The sequence below is a fragment of the Burkholderia sp. EMB26 genome, assembly GCF_024730645.1.
Classification (GTDB): Bacteria; Pseudomonadota; Gammaproteobacteria; order Burkholderiales; family Burkholderiaceae; genus Burkholderia; species Burkholderia cenocepacia.
Genome location: NZ_CP078071.1, coordinates 1,901,845 through 1,917,204 on the forward strand (window position 1 = coordinate 1,901,845; position 15,360 = coordinate 1,917,204).

The 15,360-nt window shown below is 66.9% G+C and carries 14 protein-coding genes; 6 read left to right on the forward strand and 8 right to left on the reverse strand.

Annotated elements, in window-relative coordinates:
• Positions 1-31 precede the first annotated feature (31 nt).
• Positions 32-157 carry a hypothetical protein gene (locus tag KU887_RS25320; RefSeq protein ID WP_006494357.1) on the forward strand — a complete coding sequence of 42 codons (126 nt, stop codon included), beginning with the start codon at positions 32-34 and terminating at the stop codon, positions 155-157.
• Positions 158-186: 29 nt separating this feature from the next.
• Positions 187-570, forward strand: a complete 384-nt coding sequence (locus tag KU887_RS25325; RefSeq protein WP_006481651.1) for a VOC family protein — start codon at positions 187-189, stop codon at positions 568-570.
• A 186-nt stretch (positions 571-756) separates the two neighbouring features.
• Here the strand turns inward: KU887_RS25325 and KU887_RS25330 are convergent, their stop codons facing one another.
• Positions 757-1,605 (reverse strand): ureidoglycolate lyase, encoded by an 849-nt coding sequence (locus KU887_RS25330; protein WP_006481667.1) that lies wholly within the window; start codon positions 1,603-1,605, stop codon positions 757-759.
• Positions 1,606-2,268: 663 nt separating this feature from the next.
• Here KU887_RS25330 and KU887_RS25335 point away from each other — a divergent pair.
• Both KU887_RS25335 and KU887_RS25340 read left to right on the forward strand, forming a co-directional pair.
• Positions 2,269-3,090 carry an IclR family transcriptional regulator gene (locus KU887_RS25335; RefSeq protein ID WP_006490143.1) on the forward strand — a complete coding sequence of 274 codons (822 nt, stop codon included), beginning with the start codon at positions 2,269-2,271 and terminating at the stop codon, positions 3,088-3,090.
• Positions 3,091-3,266: 176 nt separating this feature from the next.
• Positions 3,267-3,818 (forward strand): hypothetical protein, encoded by a 552-nt coding sequence (locus KU887_RS25340; protein ID WP_034178622.1) that lies wholly within the window; start codon positions 3,267-3,269, stop codon positions 3,816-3,818.
• Between the two features lie 655 nt (positions 3,819-4,473).
• Here the strand turns inward: KU887_RS25340 and KU887_RS25345 are convergent.
• From KU887_RS25345 to KU887_RS25365, 5 genes are all read right to left on the reverse strand, one after another.
• Positions 4,474-6,831: a GNAT family N-acetyltransferase gene (locus KU887_RS25345; RefSeq protein WP_006494355.1), complete on the reverse strand. Its 2,358-nt coding sequence runs from the start codon at positions 6,829-6,831 to the stop codon at positions 4,474-4,476.
• Between the two features lie 581 nt (positions 6,832-7,412).
• Positions 7,413-7,718: an H-NS family nucleoid-associated regulatory protein gene (locus tag KU887_RS25350; RefSeq protein WP_006490176.1), complete on the reverse strand. Its 306-nt coding sequence runs from the start codon at positions 7,716-7,718 to the stop codon at positions 7,413-7,415.
• A 103-nt stretch (positions 7,719-7,821) separates the two neighbouring features.
• The gene (locus tag KU887_RS25355; RefSeq protein WP_012493616.1) at positions 7,822-8,094 is read right to left on the reverse strand and encodes a hypothetical protein; all 273 of its coding nucleotides are present in this window, start codon (positions 8,092-8,094) and stop codon (positions 7,822-7,824) included.
• 61 nt (positions 8,095-8,155) lie between these two features.
• The gene (locus KU887_RS25360; RefSeq protein WP_006490158.1) at positions 8,156-8,683 is read right to left on the reverse strand and encodes a BON domain-containing protein; all 528 of its coding nucleotides are present in this window, start codon (positions 8,681-8,683) and stop codon (positions 8,156-8,158) included.
• A gap of 54 nt (positions 8,684-8,737) precedes the next feature.
• Positions 8,738-10,225, reverse strand: a complete 1,488-nt coding sequence (locus tag KU887_RS25365) for a sigma-54-dependent Fis family transcriptional regulator (protein WP_006494351.1) — start codon at positions 10,223-10,225, stop codon at positions 8,738-8,740.
• Between the two features lie 316 nt (positions 10,226-10,541).
• Here KU887_RS25365 and KU887_RS25370 point away from each other — a divergent pair, with 316 nt between their 5' ends.
• On the forward strand, positions 10,542-11,945 hold the full coding sequence (locus tag KU887_RS25370; RefSeq protein WP_006490148.1) for a GntP family permease: 1,404 nt from the start codon (positions 10,542-10,544) through the stop codon (positions 11,943-11,945).
• A gap of 345 nt (positions 11,946-12,290) precedes the next feature.
• Entirely contained in the window at positions 12,291-12,542 is a 252-nt protein-coding gene (locus KU887_RS25375) for a DUF4148 domain-containing protein (RefSeq protein ID WP_006490126.1), read from the forward strand.
• Between the two features lie 39 nt (positions 12,543-12,581).
• On the opposite strand, the gene KU887_RS25380 is transcribed toward KU887_RS25375, so the two are convergent.
• Both KU887_RS25380 and KU887_RS25385 read right to left on the reverse strand, forming a co-directional pair.
• The gene (locus tag KU887_RS25380; RefSeq protein WP_258255819.1) at positions 12,582-14,177 is read right to left on the reverse strand and encodes a thioredoxin family protein; all 1,596 of its coding nucleotides are present in this window, start codon (positions 14,175-14,177) and stop codon (positions 12,582-12,584) included.
• 259 nt (positions 14,178-14,436) lie between these two features.
• Positions 14,437-14,937: a GNAT family N-acetyltransferase gene (locus KU887_RS25385; RefSeq protein ID WP_006490146.1), complete on the reverse strand. Its 501-nt coding sequence runs from the start codon at positions 14,935-14,937 to the stop codon at positions 14,437-14,439.
• Positions 14,938-15,360: the final 423 nt, after the last annotated feature.

Below are 15,360 nucleotides of genomic sequence, written 5' to 3' on the forward strand. Positions count from 1 at the left end.
CCGACGCTCCCTTCAATCCAAGGAGACACAGATGATCGATCGCTTTTCGTTCAGCGTTATCCACACCGTCGCCGGCCGCACGTACGAGGCGAGTACGCTCGGCGCGCTTCGCTGCAAGCGGCTGGCATGGTGCCTCCAGGCAGGTTTGCCGTTCTGACGTCCCCCTCAGTTCAAGGAGAACCACAGATGATCGATCACCTTTCATTCGGCGTTGCACACGTTGGCCGCAGCCGCACCTTCTACGACAGCACGCTTGGCGCACTCGGCTACAAGCGTCTGTATAGCGACGACAACGCGATCGGGTACGGCACGACCGAGCCCGAGCTGTGGTTGCAGCACGCGGCTCGCCCGGTCGTCGCCGATCCCGATTCGGGGTTGCACCTGTCGTTCAAGGCCGCGTCGCCGGTCGAGGTCGATGCGTTCTACCGCGCCGCGCTCGAGCACGGCGGCAAGGACAACGGCGGCCCCGGCAAGCGCGAGCACTACGGCCCGGGCTACTACGCGGCGTTCGTCGTCGACCCCGACGGATATCGGCTCGAAGCGCATTGCGAGCTGGACAACGTGGTCTGATCCGCTTCGCACCGCCGCGGACATGCGACAAGGGCCCGATTCCGCATCGCGCGGAATCGGGCCCCTGGTTCGAGCTGCCTCGTCGTTCGGGCACGCCGCTCGCCGCCGGCATTCATGCCGACGTGGCGGGCAGCATGGCCAGCGCGGGGGGCTGCGTCCTCCAGCCGGCCCGCGTCGCTCACGCGCTCATTGCGCGTGGCGCGTGCTCTGCAACTGCTCGCCGAGCCCGTCGATCCCGAGGCGCACCATCTGGCCGGCCTTCAGGAATACCGGCGACGGCTTGATCCCCATGCCGACGCCCGGTGGCGTACCGGTCGTGATTACGTCGCCCGGCTGCAGCGTCATGCAGGTCGACAGATACGCGATCAGCTGCGCGACGGTGAACACCATCGTGCGCGTGTTGCCGTTCTGATAACGGTGGCCGTCGATTTCGAGCCACAGGTCGAGACGCTGCGGATCGGGCACCTCGTCGCGCGTGACGAGCCACGGGCCGATCGGGCCGAACGTGTCGAAACCCTTGCCCTTGTCCCATTGGCCGCCGCGCTCGATCTGCCATTCGCGCTCGGACACGTCGTTGACGACGCAGTAGCCCGCGACGTAATCGAGCGCGCGCGCTTCGTCGACGTCCTTGCACTTCGCGCCGATCACGACGCCCAGTTCGACTTCCCAGTCGGTCTTGACCGAACCCTTCGGGATGTCGATGCCGTCGTTCGGGCCGCAGATCGAGCTCGTCCACTTGCCGAATACGACCGGCTCCTTCGGCACCGGCATGCCGGCTTCGGCTGCATGATCGGCATAGTTCAGGCCGATGCCGATGAACTTGCCGACGTGACCGACGCACGCGCCGATGCGCGGCTCGCCCGACACGAGCGGCAGCGTGGCCGGATCGATCGCGCGCAGCCGCGCGAGACCCGCGTCGGACAGCACCTCGCCGGCAAGATCCGGCACATGCGCGGACAGGTCGCGAATCCGGCCGGCCGCGTCGAGGATGCCGGGCTTTTCCTGGCCGGGCGGGCCATAGCGAAGCAGTTTCATCGTGCTTAACCTCTGTTGTCGAATGGGACAGGATACCGGCCGACGCGGCCTTTCGCAGCCGCGCGCCGGACTGATTGTCGATCGTCGATTGCACGCGTCGGCGCCGCATGCGGGATGCCGTCGACGCGCGAGGGTCGCGCGGGCGCAGCGATCGCGGCGCCGTACGGAAGTACGGCGCGCATCGAACGGGCGGCCGCCGGTCTGCGCATCGGCGACGACGGCCCGGCATCCGCGACGCGTGCCGGTCCATGCCGGCCGGCTGCACGCGCGGCCGCGCCGTCGCTGGCCCGCAAGCCTTTGTACCATCGGCCGCGCGCCGTGAAATGACGCGCGACGGATACCGACTATTGGTGCGCCTGCCGACGCTGCGGCGCAGCACGCGCCGCACCGGCGTCGGTGGAACGACCATCGTTCGCAGTGGCGCCTGCCATCGGTGCATGAATACTGGCTATTCGGGGTGCCCCTGTCATCGGAAACGTTTGCCCATCCGTTCTTGTCCGGTAATGATCGGTAAAAAGACGCTGCATTGCACACTGTATGTTTATTGCTAAGCTCATACGGATGGCTTTCATTGCCATCCGCGGGCCCGCCCTATACGCGTGCAGAACCGGCCAGCGTGCGTCGCCAACCGATCGACGGTAATCCCCCAACCTCACACCGACAATGCAGACAACCAACGACCCGCTTCCCGGCAGCGACGCACGGGAATCGATGGCCGCTATCGACCGCTATCGCGCACCCGCGCTCGACAAGGGCCTCGATATTCTCGAACTCCTGTCCGAGCAGAAGGAAGGACTCACCCGCACCGAAATCACGAAGGAACTCGGCCGTAACGCGAGCGAGATCTACCGGATGCTCGAACGCCTCGTCGCACGCCGCTACGTGATGCGTTCGACCGGCGGCGACCGCTATACGCTCAGCCTCAAGTTGTTCGCGCTTGCGCACCGGCATCCACCGATGAACCGGCTGATCGCCGAAGCGCTGCCGCCGATGCAGCGCTTCGCCGATGCCGCCGAGCAATCGTGCCACCTGTCCGTCTACGATCGCGGCAACCTGCTCGTGATCGCGCAAGTGGACGGGCCTGGCCCGTGGGGCGTGTCGGTCCGGCTCGGCTCGCGCGTCGGGCTCGCCGATACCGCGTCGGGACGCACGCTGCTGGCGTTCCAGGGCCCCGAGCAACGCGCGCACATGCTGGCCGAGCACCGCAAGGTCAAGGGCGAAACGCCGCTGAACGAGCAGGAGCTCGCGAATGCATGCCAGTCGATCCGGCAGTCCGGCTACCTGCGCCAGGACAGCCGCCAGGCCTACGGCGTGACCGACCTGACCGTGCCGATCCTCGGGCCCGCCGGCCATGCGATGGCCGTGCTGACGTGTCCGTACATGCGACGGATCGATGCGCACATGGCGCCGACCGTCGACGTGGTCGTCGACGCACTGCGCGACACGGCCGCCCATCTGTCGATGTGCCGCACCGAGACCTGCTGACGCGCGGGTTCGCCGCCAACGCGCACCGGGCATCGCGCAGCGGCGCCGGGTGCGATTGCGCACGACGCCCGCGCGGTGCCCGATGCGCGATGTCGCATCGGGCAGCCGCGGCGCTACGCTAGAATAGCGGCCCTCTCAAAAACTACGGCGGCCGGTTGTCGCGGCCGTCGTGTCCGATGGATGTCATGGCCAAACTTCTGAACGATCAAGAATTCCAGCGTTTCTCCGAACTTCAGCAGAAGCAGGCAAGCTTCACGATCACGCCCGAGGAAGCGGACGAACTGCGCGATATCGTCGCGCGCGCGCAGAAGAAGCGCGACGATCGTGCCGCCGCAATGCAGGCGATCGAGAACTACATCGAGCAGTTCGACATCACGCCTGACGAACTCTTCTCGCCCGAGCAGATCGGCGACGCGGCGCGCACCTACGGGCTCATCACGGCGACCAAGAAGGAACGCACGCTGCCGCCGTCGATCACGTTCAACGGCAAGCCGTACCAGTGGACCAAGACGCTTCCGGACGACGTGCGCGGCGCACTGTTCGACGCGTTCACGTCCGGCGAGTCGGTCAAGCGCTTCATCGCGATGCCGAAAGACGCCGCGCGCTGTGCGCTGACGATCGCCCGCCTCGAGCGCGAAACCGGTGCCGTCTATGCCGATCCACACCTCGAGGAACTCGCGATTTCGCGTGATCAGGTGAACGACGCGGCGTCGAAACTCGCTGCGTGAATGTGATCGTGGGCACGCTTCCTGCGTGCCCACACCCGCGCGTCACGCCGGCATTGGCCGGCGCGGCGCCCGCGGCAGGCGTGCGTTCGCATGCTCCCGAAAAAGCTCACCTCGGCATCCCGCAAGCGCTCACCGCAGTCTCCCGTAAAGTCTCACCGAACGCTCCTGGAGACGCTTACTGACGCCTCCCGAACATCCTCACCGATCGCTCCCGCAAGTGCTCACCGAGGTGTCCCGGAAAGGCTCACCGGCCCTTCCCGCAGGCGCTCATCGGCCGTTCCCGGGAAAGCTCACCGAACGCTCCCGTATCGGCTCACCGCGCTGTCCCGGAAAAGCTCACTCGCCGCTCCCGAAAAGTCTCACCTTCGTGATGGCTTTGCATGTGCGAAGCCGGAATAGGGCCACGAATGCGTGCAAGCACATCGCTTGAAACGGTTGCGCAGGGCGAATATCGCAGCACGCTGGCGCGCCTCTGCCGACATGATGCGGGCTTCACGATATCGCCTCGACCGGCAGGTTCGCCACGTCAGCGAGCGCTTCATGCCGGATACTGGTTTCAACTCCTTTGCATTCCTGAGTGACCGTGCGGCATGGCGAGACATTGCAGCATCGACGCCATGCGTTACCTTCGCAACGTGGGACCACAGACTGACGCCTACGGCTGCAACTTCATCCTGAACCCGACGACGCCCGGCTCCTCCGTCGTCGATACCGCAAACCCGCACGATTTCGCGAGCGAAATCATCGCCGTATTCTCGCGCAACGCCTCGCCGACCATCCACGCGGTGCCGCGCGAGCGTGCGTAGTCGATGATGCGCATCATCATCAGCCGGCCGAGCCCCTTGCCCTTTTGGTCGGGCCGTACCGCGATCGCGAACTCCGCCGTCTCGTTGTCGGGATCGGCGACCGCGCGCGCCACCGCGAGCGTGTGGTCGCGCCCCGACACATCGGTGAACGACACGATGAACGCCATCTCGCGGTCGTAGTCGATCTGCGTCATGCGCGCCACCTGCGAATGATCGAAGCTGCGCACCGCGCCGAAGAAACGCATCCGCAGATCTTCCGGCGTCATCGCACCGAGCAGTTCGTTGTGTGCGGCCTCGTCCTCCGGACGGATCGGACGGATCGTCACCGTCTCGCCATGCCACTCGAGCGTCTGCTCGAGGTGCCGCGGATACGGCATGATCGCGAGCCGGCTGCGCCCTGCAGCCAACGTGATGCGCGGCGCGACGACCCATGCGCGGTCGGACAGCACGCGCAGCGTGACCGACATCGCAACGACTTCGCGCACGTCGCAAACGACCTGCGACAGCGCCGTCAGCGCGTCGAGCGTCGGCTCGACGGGCGTGCTGCGCGCATACGGCGAGCGCTCCATCACCGCGCGGGCGAGCACGGTGTTCAGCGGCGGCAGACCGTAGACGACGAACGGCGCCGATACGCCATCCGCCGGCGGCACGGCGTAGCGAAACACCGGACCGAAGTTCGAATCGTCATACATGTCGACCGTGATATCGACGACCTTCTTGCCGGCCGGCTCGCTGGATTGCTCGCCCTGCAGACCGAAATGGGACAGCCAGCGCAGCGCGGCTTCGCCGGCCAGTTCATGCTGCCCGGCTTCGACCATGCGGCGCGCGTCGGCCTGGGCGGACGCCACGCATTCGGCCGGCTGCGGCGGCGTGCCCTCCGGCGTCTGCATCAGCAGCTGGCGCCCGAGGTTGTAGTCGACGAGACGCGCATACGCACGTGCGAGCCGCTGCGGCGTCGTGTGCACCGGAATACCGTTCGCGTGCAGCGCATCGCGTGTCGCCGCATCGACCGCGCCGAAGAAACACGCGAGGATGCCGCGATGCGCGTACTGCCGCGAATCGATCAGCGTGCGCGCGACCAGGTCGGCCGGCGCACTGTGTGAAGTGGAATGAACGACGAACAGCGTGCCCGTCTGCGGAAACGGGGCGAGCGCCTTGATCGCCGCGGCAAAGTGTTCGGGGCGTGCATCGTCGCCCAGCGTGAGCGGATTGCCCGGCGCCGCGAGATGCGGCAGCGCGGCCGCGACGGCCGACGTGGCCGCGGGCGACCAGCCGGTCAGCACGTCGCGCACCTCGGCCACCGCATCGACCGCGAGTTTCGCCACGCCCGCATCGCTGGTCACGAGCGTCGCCGCCCCCCGTGCGGTGACGCGGCCCACGCCGAGCGTCTCGATTTCGTCGAGCAGGTCGTCGAGCGCATCGACGCGCACCATGCCCGCGCGCTGGAACGCCGCCGTGTAGAGCGCATCGCCGGGATCGGCACGGCCGGTACGTAACGCGAGCACCGGCTTGTTGCGTGCGGCCGCGCGCGCCGCCGACATGAACTTGCGCGCCGCGCGCACGGTATCGAGCTCGAGCAGGATCGCGCGCGTGCCGGGATCGCTCGCCAGATAGTCGAGGACGTCACCCGCATCGACGTCCGATTCGCCGCCGAGCGCGACGACATGCGAAAAGCCGAGGCCCCGCGCATGGGCCCAGCCGAGCACCGCGTTCGTCAGCGCATTCGATTGCGATACCCATGCAACGCCGCCCGATCGCGCCGTATACGCAGGCGCGCCGAAATGCGCATGCCGCGCCGGCGACAACACGCCGAGGCTGCCGGGCCCGACGATACGGAGCACGAACGGCTTCGCCGCCTTCAGCGTGCGATCGACCGCGGCGCGATCGGCATCGGTGCGCGCCTCGCCGACGATCACCGCGACCCGCGTGCCCAGCTCACCGAGCTTGCGCACGATGCCGGCCCAGGTCGCGGGCGGCGTGCAGATCACGGCAACCGACGGCGGCGCGGGCAACCGGTCGACATCCGAGACGACCGCATGCCCGTCCAGCTCGCGATATTTCGGATTGACCGGCCAGACAGGCCCCTGGAACGCGCCGTCGAGCACACGCGACCACACCATCGCGCCGATACTGCCCGCGCGCGACGACGCGCCAACGACCGCAACGGACTTGGGCTGGAACAACGCATCGAGATGGCGAACGGTCACATCGGCTCCCTGCGGTGACGAAAGACGACACGATCGGCATGCGGCCACGCGGGCCGTGCGCCGATCGACGCGAACCCCAAGCATAGGCGAAGCGCCTGCGACTGCCTATATGCCGAACGGCCGACTATTCGACGGACGTCAACGCTCGCATCATGGGTCTGCAACACACGCGGCACGGCATCGCAGTGCCGCTCGCACGATGCAGGCAACGCGGCACGATGCTGCAGTCGCGCGCTCAAAGGTGAGGTTTTACAGGAGCCATGGTGAGTATCTTCGGGAATCGCACGACATACCGCGCCAATACGCGAAAGGTGATGAAAGTCCGCGTCGCGCATGCACCGCGAAAATGGCGAATGCCAATGCGCGTGCATTGCGCCATTACGCGCCTGTTTACGGAAATTCCCCGCAATATGCAGTCGGATCGCGGCGAATTCGCAAAACGGGATCCGTTCATTGCGCGACATTGCACTTCAATTCGCGACGGAAAATCGCATGGCGACCGCCCAAAAACAAAACGGTGCGAAGGCCGCATGGCCGTTCGCACCGTCAGTCGATACGCGAAAGGTGAGGATTTTCGGGAGTCAGTCCTTGATCAGGAAACGTCCGCGATTCTTGCCGAGCCATGCCGGCGCCCGCCCGCGACCACTCCAGGTTTCGCCCGTCTTCGGGTTCAGGTACTTCGGCGGCAAGGTCCGCTTGGGCTTCGTGGCGGCAGCGGCTGCGCCCGATCCTGCCGGGCGAAAACCGAGTTCTTCCGGCGTAATGTCGTATTCGTCGATTTTCGCGCGGATTTCGGCAATCGCGTCGGCAATCGCCTTTTCACGTTCCTTGTCGATCTTTTGCTGAAGCCGTTCGAGCTGTGCGGACAGTTGCCTGTAGGTCGCCATATGGATGGGACTCCGTGAGTGTTATTCGTGAAAAATAGGTAACACCAAGCAAACAGAAAAGCGCTTCGCCCGATCGTGGTCTCCTCAGCCGGTCATTTCGGGATCAATAACCGCTCTTCTTCTTGCACGCGAAGAGAAGATTTCGCACGGCGTCATCCGTCGATTGCTGGATCACGTCGAAATCTCCGTTGCACATGGCCCGGGCATTGTCCGTGCAATTGCTCCAGTCGCTGCCGGTGCATTGCACCTGAGTGGTCGGGCGCCCGTCCGAAGTGAACAGCGGAGCACCGCCACCGCACCCGCCGAGCCCTGCAACCAGAGCCAACATCACGGCCGCCCGAGGCCACCGACAGACCGACGCAAGCATGTGTTTCATTATGGTTCCCGTCAACCTTTTTTTGAATGTCGCGAGTATGCCATGGGCGGCCCGTCGAGCGTCAGTCCGGCGCGCGGTCGGGTTGTCCGCGCGCCTTGTACGGCAAGCGCTTGCGCGGATCGTCGGTGATGCGAATGAACACCTGCTCGACGTCCGGAATTGCCTCGAATTCACGTTGCAACGCCTGGCGATCGACGCTCGTATCCGCACATCCTTCGACGTAGATGAAACGTCGCTGCACGGTAATCCACAGGCTCGTGCCGCGCAGACGATCGGAGCCCGCGAAGTGCGCCTTCGCCGCATCGGCGATCGACGCATCGTACATATACGAGTTCGGCTTCGTGCAGCGATGGGCGAGCCAGCAGGTCGTGCCGCGTTCGGCGCGGTAGTGCGCATCGTCCGTCATCTCCGCGCGCGTCATCCACGGGCCGAGCGGCAACGGGCATTCGGCGACGTCCTGCGACAGCGCGACGAACGGGTCGTTGTACCAGTTGCGCCGCGCGTCGGCCGTGTCGGCGTCGCCGGCCTGCGCGAATGCGGAGCTCGCCAGCAACATGGTCAGCCACCCTGCGATGCCGATCCGCTTCATCGTGATCTCCTGTTCGATGCGTTACATCGGGCCGCATCGGCATCGCCGATCGGCCTATCGGTCGATGCCGAGCGCCGCCAGTTTCTTGTACAGCGTCGCGCGACCGATGCCGATGCGCGCGGCCGCTTCGACGACCTTCCCGTCACAGGCCGCGAGTGCGTCGGTCAGGAACTGACGCTCCCACGCCGCCAGCGCATCGGCATACGAGGCGGCCGGCGCACCGGATGCCGTCGACGCATCGTCCGCACGCTGTTCGGCCGGCACCGCGCCACCCTGCTGCGCCGGCGCCGCGCCGTCCGGCGAGATCCGCACCGGCCCGAGAAACGGCGCGAGCGCGCGCGCATCGATCACCGAACGGTCCGACAGCATCAGCGCGCGTTCGAGCGTATTGCGCAACTCGCGCACGTTGCCGGGCCACGGATACGCGCACAGCATCCGCAGCGCATCGTCAGTCAGCTCGCAGTGCGCGGCGCGTCCGTGCTGGGCGGCCAGCTCCTCGAGCGTCGCATAAACCAGCGCCGCGATGTCGGATGCGCGTTCGCGCAGCGGCGGTGCATGGATCGTCAGCACGTTCAGCCGGTAATAGAGATCCGCGCGAAAACGCCCGGCCGTCACCAGCGCCGGCAGGTCGGCCGACGTGGCGGCGATGATGCGCACGTCCGCGCGCACGATCCGGTTCGAGCCGACCGGCTCGAACTCCTTGTCCTGCAGCACGCGCAGCAGCTTGCCCTGCAACGGCAGCGGCATGTCGCCGATCTCGTCGAGAAACAGCGTGCCGCGATCGGCCAGCTCGAACTTGCCGACGCGTCCCTTCCGATCGGCACCGGTGTACGCGCCCGGCGCCGCGCCGAAGAATTCGGTTTCGAGCAGCGTGTCGGGAATCGCGGCGACGTTGACGGTCACGAGCGGCTGGAGCGCACGCGCCGACGCCGCGTGAATCGCATGGGCGAGCAACTCCTTGCCGGTGCCCGTCTCGCCGAGCAGCAGCACCGGCGAATCGACTTGCGCCGCGCGGCGCGCCTGGCGCTTGGTCTCGAGGCTCGCGGCACTCGTGCCGACGAAGCTCGCGAACGTGTATTTCGCGCGGCGCGCCTGGGCGAGCGAGCGCTGCGTCGCGATCAGTTGCTGCTGAAGCTGCGCGTAGCGGGAAAAAATCGGCGTGAGCGTCTTCAACTGGTCGAACAGCGCGAAGCCGATCGCGCCGACCGTCTCGCCGGCTTCGTTCTTCAACGGCAGGCGCGTGACGACGAGCGGCTCGCGGCCCGTCTCCATGATGTCGAGCAGGATCGGCTGCCCGGTCGACACCACCTCCCGCATCAGGCTGTTCGGGATCACGGCCTCGCAGTCGAGGCCGACGGCCTGCTGCGGATCGGCGAAACCGAAGCGCGCCGCGTAACGCTCGTTCATCCACACGACGCGCGCGTCGCGATCGACGACCACCGTGCCCGCACTCGAATCCTCGAAAGTCCGGAACAGCGACTCGGCGGCGCGCCGCAGCACGTCGCCGTAGTTGACGGGCAGGCGCGCCCAGTCGTTCATCATCGTGTCTTCGTCTCCGTGTATCGTCGACCGGATGTCTCCGGAACGAGACGGATTATCTCACTATGGAGACACGTCGCAATGCGTTGTCCGGGAATGCCCTGCACGATTTCGAGGGGTGACCGGATGGCCGAAACGTCTCCGGATGGAGACGTTTTATGTAGAATCGTCAGACTTGCGCCGGCGCGGGCCCGCCGGCCGCCGGCGGGCCCATGTCCGGCGGCGCAATCCGGCCGATGGCACGAAACCTGCACGAACCTGAGCCGGTCCGCGGCGCGTCGCGCGATCGAACAACAACCAAAGCCATTAGGAGACTCCCTTGTCTTTCGTGATCGTCCTCGCCGCGCTGGCGTTCCTGATGTTCGCCGCGTATCGCGGCTACAGCGTGATCCTGTTCGCGCCGATCGCCGCGCTCGGCGCGGTGCTCCTGACCGAACCCGCCGCCGTCGCACCGGTCTTCTCCGGCATCTTCATGGAGAAGATGGTCGGCTTCGTCAAACTGTACTTCCCGGTCTTCATGCTCGGCGCCGTGTTCGGCAAGGTGATCGAACTGTCCGGGTTCTCCGAATCGATCGTCCATGCGGCGATCCGCTACATCGGCCGCTCGCGCGCGAATGCGGTGATCGTCGCGGTGTGCGCGCTGCTCACCTATGGCGGTGTCTCGCTGTTCGTCGTGGTGTTCGCGGTCTATCCGTTCGCGGCCGAACTCTATCGCCAGAGCAACATCCCGAAACGACTGATGCCCGGCGCGATCGCCCTCGGCGCGTTCTCGTTCACGATGGATTCGCTGCCCGGCACGCCGCAGATCCAGAACATCATCCCGACCACGTTCTTCAAGACGACCGCCTGGGCCGCGCCCGCGCTCGGTACGATCGGCTCGCTGTTCATCATCGTCGTCGGCCTCACGTATCTCGAATGGCGCCGCCGTTCGGCGATGGCGAAGGGCGAAGGCTACGGCACGTCGCTCGTCAACGAGCCGGAACGCGTCGAGGCGAAGGCGCTGCCCCATCCCGCGCTGGCGATCCTGCCGCTGATCCTCGTCGGCGTGTCGAACTTCGCGTTCACGAAGCTGATCCCGCAGTGGTACGGCGCCGCGTCGTACACGGTCGCGCCGGACGTGCTGCCCGGCGTGCATGCGCCGGTCACGACGTCGATCAAGACCGTCGTCGCGATCTGGTCGGTCGAGGCTGCGCTGCTGCTCGGTATCGTGCTGGTCGTGCTGACGGCATTCAAGCGTGTCAGCGACCGCTTCGCGGCCGGCTCCAAGGCCGCCGTCGCCGGCGCGCTGCTCGCCGCGATGAACACCGCGTCGGAATACGGCTTCGGCGGCGTGATCGCCGCGCTGCCGGGCTTCCTCGTCGTCAGCGATGCGTTGAAGAGCATCCCGAACCCGCTCGTCAACGCTGCCGTGTCGGTCAGCTCGCTCGCCGGCATCACGGGCTCGGCGTCCGGCGGCATGAGCATCGCGCTCGCCGCGATGTCGGACCTGTTCATCAAGGGCGCACAGGCGGCCAACATCCCGATGGACGTACTGCACCGGGTCGTCGCGATGGCGAGCGGCGGCATGGACACGCTCCCGCACAACGGCGCGGTCATCACGCTGCTCGCGGTCACGGGCCTCACGCACCGCGAGTCGTATCGCGACATCTTCGCTGTCACCGTCATCAAGACGCTCGCGGTGTTCTTCGTGATCGCCGTCTACTACGCCACGGGGCTCGTGTAAGCCCTGGCATCGAGGCGGCGTTCGTCCGTCGCCGTCCGCATCGCGTTTCAGGATCGGACCGCATGCGCACCGGAACGGATTCCGGAATGCGCATCCGGTCCGATTTCATTTCCCTGCCCGGCCAATCAGGTCCAATCCACGCCACCGTGCCCGCGCGCGCGTGGGGCCGCCCGGCCGCATTGCGCGGCCCCGCCGCCATCCGCCGATTGTTGCCGGGAGCAAAACACTGCGTTGGGCGCGATCGCATTTTTCACACCTCCGCCCGGGCCTACACTGGTTTCAATGTCGCCTGGCGCTTCGACAAACGAAGCGCTGCGATTCACCGGAATCGTGGAGGTCCCGATCATGAAGCGCCTGATCCCTGCCGTCGCCATCGCCCTGGCCGTCTCGGCCCCGTTTGCCGCGCAAGCCCAGTCGAACCAGCCGCTCACGCGCGCGCAGGTCCACGCCGAAGTCAAGGCGCTCAAGCAGGCCGGCTTCCAGTCGAGCGACTGGTTCTATCCGGCCAGCATCATGTCCGCCGAAGCGAAGATCGCCCGCCAGCACGACGCCGGATACGGCAGCGACCGCGGCGCGTCGTCGCAGTCGGGCCGGTAACGGAACGTCCGGCCCGCTCGACGATGCGCTCGCGCGTCGTTACGCCTTCACGGGCTGGATCAGCTTCGCGCACGCCGCCGCCTGCGGATCGCCGGCCGGCAGCTTCCCGCACACACCGTCGAACTGCTTGACGACCGACCTGACCGACGCGTCGTGCGCGCCGCTGCCGCGCCAGCGGTTCAACTGCGTGACGACCTTGGTCAGCGCGCGCAGGTTCGCGCCGTAGAACGCGTCGCGGGTCTTGTCGGCCTGCGCGAGCACACTGGCGGCAATTCCTTCGATGCGCGCCGCATCGTTCGGCGCCAGCTCCACCGCATTCGCGAAGTAAGTCGCGCCCCAGCGCAGCTTCGTCGCCGGCCCGTTCGCCGCGTCGTACGCCTTGCGATACCAGTCGAGCGCCGCCGCCTTGTCGCCGCGCGCCTTCGCGTTCGCGGCCAGCCCCGACATGAAATAGTACGGCGTGGACGAACGCGGCAGCTCGGCCTTCAGCAACGCATCCGATTCGTCGTACAGGCTGGCGTCGGTCAGCGTGTCCGCGCCTTCGCTGACGAGCGCCTGCCGCTCGTACGCGTTCGCCGCGCCCTGCACCGACGCGGCGATCTGGTTGCGCGCGGTGTCGGCCAGCGCCGGTGCCGCAGCCGGCGTGCCCTTGCGCGCATCGCCGCGCGCGAGCAACACGCGGCCGTGCAGCGCCATCAGCCGGTCGATCGACGACAGCGTGGTGTCGGTCGACAGGCGCGCCAGCGCCGTGTCGTACGCGCCGCGCAATTTCGTGCGCTGCGCGTCGTCGCCGCCGAGATACGCCACCACGCGCGCAGGGGCCGCGACCAGCACGTCCGAATCGGCCCGCGACAGCGCGGCATCGTGCAGCACCGTGCGCAGCGAATCGGCCAGCGCGGCCTTGTCGAGCGCACCGGCCTGCGTCGGGTCGTCCGACGCGGCGACCACCGCCGACTTCAGCGCGAAGCGCGCCGCTTCGGCTTTCGCCCCGGCCGCCCGCGCGCGTTGCGCGAGCGACTGCAGCGTCTGCGCGACGCGATCGGCCGGCACCGGCAGCGCACCGTCGGTATCCCATGAATAGTCGGCCAGCAGGCGCCATTCGTCCGGCGTCAGCGACGCGCCGTTCTTCAGCGCCGTCGCGAGCGTCTGCCGCACCGGGTGCGCGGCCGTCATCCCGAGCGACAGCGCCTGCATGTAGCGGTCGAGATCGGCTTCGCCCGGCAGCCGCGTCACTTCGGTGCCGTCGGGGCGGAACAGGATCATCGTCGGATAGCCGTGCACCTTGAAACGCTCGCCGAGCTTCTGCGCGCTCTCGGTATCGCCGTCGAGATACACGGGCACGAAGAACGACGAGCGCGTCTTGAAGGCCTGCTGACTGAAGATCGTCGACTTCACCTGGTTGCACGACGGACACCATACCGCGCCCCAGTACAGCAGCAGCGGCTTGCCCTCGCGCTTCGCGAGCGCGAATGCGGCGTCGACGTCGCCGTGTTGCCACGCGATGCCGGGCGGCAGATGCGCACCGTCGGGCGATGCGTTCGCCACCGGGGCGCCCGCGGGCGCGGCAGCGGCAAGCGCCGCACCGGCGGCGGCGAACAGGCAGGCGGCGGTGAGATTGCGAAGAACGGTTTTCATCGAAGCGGGTTCCGTTGAACAAGACGGTTTCAGGGAGATGCCGCGCACGCAACGAGGGCCGTGAAGCGATGACGACGAGGCCGGCCGACCTGCAGCGCCGCGCATGCATCGATACGGAAAAGCGAAGCCGGCCGCGGCGACCGGCAAATCGTTCGACGATACGACGGGTACAGCCGAAGGAAAACGAACGAATTCTCGATTGAATATGACGCGCGGCATCGCGGCCGCGTGTGCCGTCACGTCCGCAGCGGCCGGCCCTTCACGGCCGCGCCTTGAGCCGGGCCATGTGATACACGGACGCATGCACGCCGTCGCGCAACGCGTAATCCGGCGATTCGCCCTCGATGCGGAAACCGTGTTTCTCGTAGAGCGCGATCGCCGCGCGGTTGTCGGTAAACACCGTCAGCTCGAGACGCGTGATGTTCAGCCAGTTCTCCGCGAGATCGATCGCGGCCGCGAGCAACCGACCGCCGATGCCGCGCCCGTGACGCGCCGCGTCGACCATCATGCCGAGCGCCGCCGCGTGGCGCCGGCGCGGATTCGGCTCGGGATGCAGACCGAGATGGCCGACCACCGTGCCGTCGATTTCGGCGACGAGGCTCACGCCGTGCTCGCGCACGTTGTCGAGCCGCTTCCGCCATTTTTCGAGCGACGGAAACGGCTGCTGCAACGTATTCATGTACACCGCGGGATGCGCGGCGATCTGCCGGATCGCGTCGACGTCGTGCGTCTCGCTGTGCCGGATCGTGATATCGGTCATGGGTGGGCCGGTTCCGAAAAGTCGCGCCGAACGCGCGGACTGCGCAGGCACGCAGCAACGCATCGAGCTTAGCCGATTTCACGCATTTGAAACACGGGTGTCACGCCGTTGCACGTCAGGTTGCATCCGCAACCAAGGGCGCTCGCGCGATCCGCGCCCATCCGGAAAATTCTGACCGGTCACGCGTGCGGCGATCGGTAATTTCTTACCGTTTTCGACCTCGCATCGCGCTCGAACGAATCGTTGCGCACGCAACGTCACATGCGCGACATGCGATGTCATTTCTTCATCACGCCTGCGTCATGTCGCGTCCCTAGACTGGGCGCTGCCCCAGCCCGGCATGCGCCGGCCCGGTGTGTGCCGACTCCTGCTCCGCGCATCACGAGCGCACGGCGCGCAGGATCGCGACGGCGGCCGCGGCAG

What these genes read in the sequence shown, in the direction of transcription:
- KU887_RS25320 (WP_006494357.1), top strand. Translation starts at nt 32, where the DNA reads ATGATCGATCGCTTTTCGTTCAGCGTTATCCACACCGTCGCCGGCCGC.
- KU887_RS25325 (WP_006481651.1), top strand. Translation starts at nt 187, where the DNA reads ATGATCGATCACCTTTCATTCGGCGTTGCACACGTTGGCCGCAGCCGC.
- KU887_RS25330 (WP_006481667.1), bottom strand. Translation starts at nt 1,605, where the DNA reads ATGAAACTGCTTCGCTATGGCCCGCCCGGCCAGGAAAAGCCCGGCATC.
- KU887_RS25335 (WP_006490143.1), top strand. Translation starts at nt 2,269, where the DNA reads ATGCAGACAACCAACGACCCGCTTCCCGGCAGCGACGCACGGGAATCG.
- KU887_RS25340 (WP_034178622.1), top strand. Translation starts at nt 3,267, where the DNA reads ATGGATGTCATGGCCAAACTTCTGAACGATCAAGAATTCCAGCGTTTC.
- KU887_RS25350 (WP_006490176.1), bottom strand. Translation starts at nt 7,718, where the DNA reads ATGGCGACCTACAGGCAACTGTCCGCACAGCTCGAACGGCTTCAGCAA.
- KU887_RS25355 (WP_012493616.1), bottom strand. Translation starts at nt 8,094, where the DNA reads ATGAAACACATGCTTGCGTCGGTCTGTCGGTGGCCTCGGGCGGCCGTG.
- KU887_RS25360 (WP_006490158.1), bottom strand. Translation starts at nt 8,683, where the DNA reads ATGAAGCGGATCGGCATCGCAGGGTGGCTGACCATGTTGCTGGCGAGC.
- KU887_RS25365 (WP_006494351.1), bottom strand. Translation starts at nt 10,225, where the DNA reads ATGATGAACGACTGGGCGCGCCTGCCCGTCAACTACGGCGACGTGCTG.
- KU887_RS25375 (WP_006490126.1), top strand. Translation starts at nt 12,291, where the DNA reads ATGAAGCGCCTGATCCCTGCCGTCGCCATCGCCCTGGCCGTCTCGGCC.
- KU887_RS25380 (WP_258255819.1), bottom strand. Translation starts at nt 14,177, where the DNA reads ATGAAAACCGTTCTTCGCAATCTCACCGCCGCCTGCCTGTTCGCCGCC.
- KU887_RS25385 (WP_006490146.1), bottom strand. Translation starts at nt 14,937, where the DNA reads ATGACCGATATCACGATCCGGCACAGCGAGACGCACGACGTCGACGCG.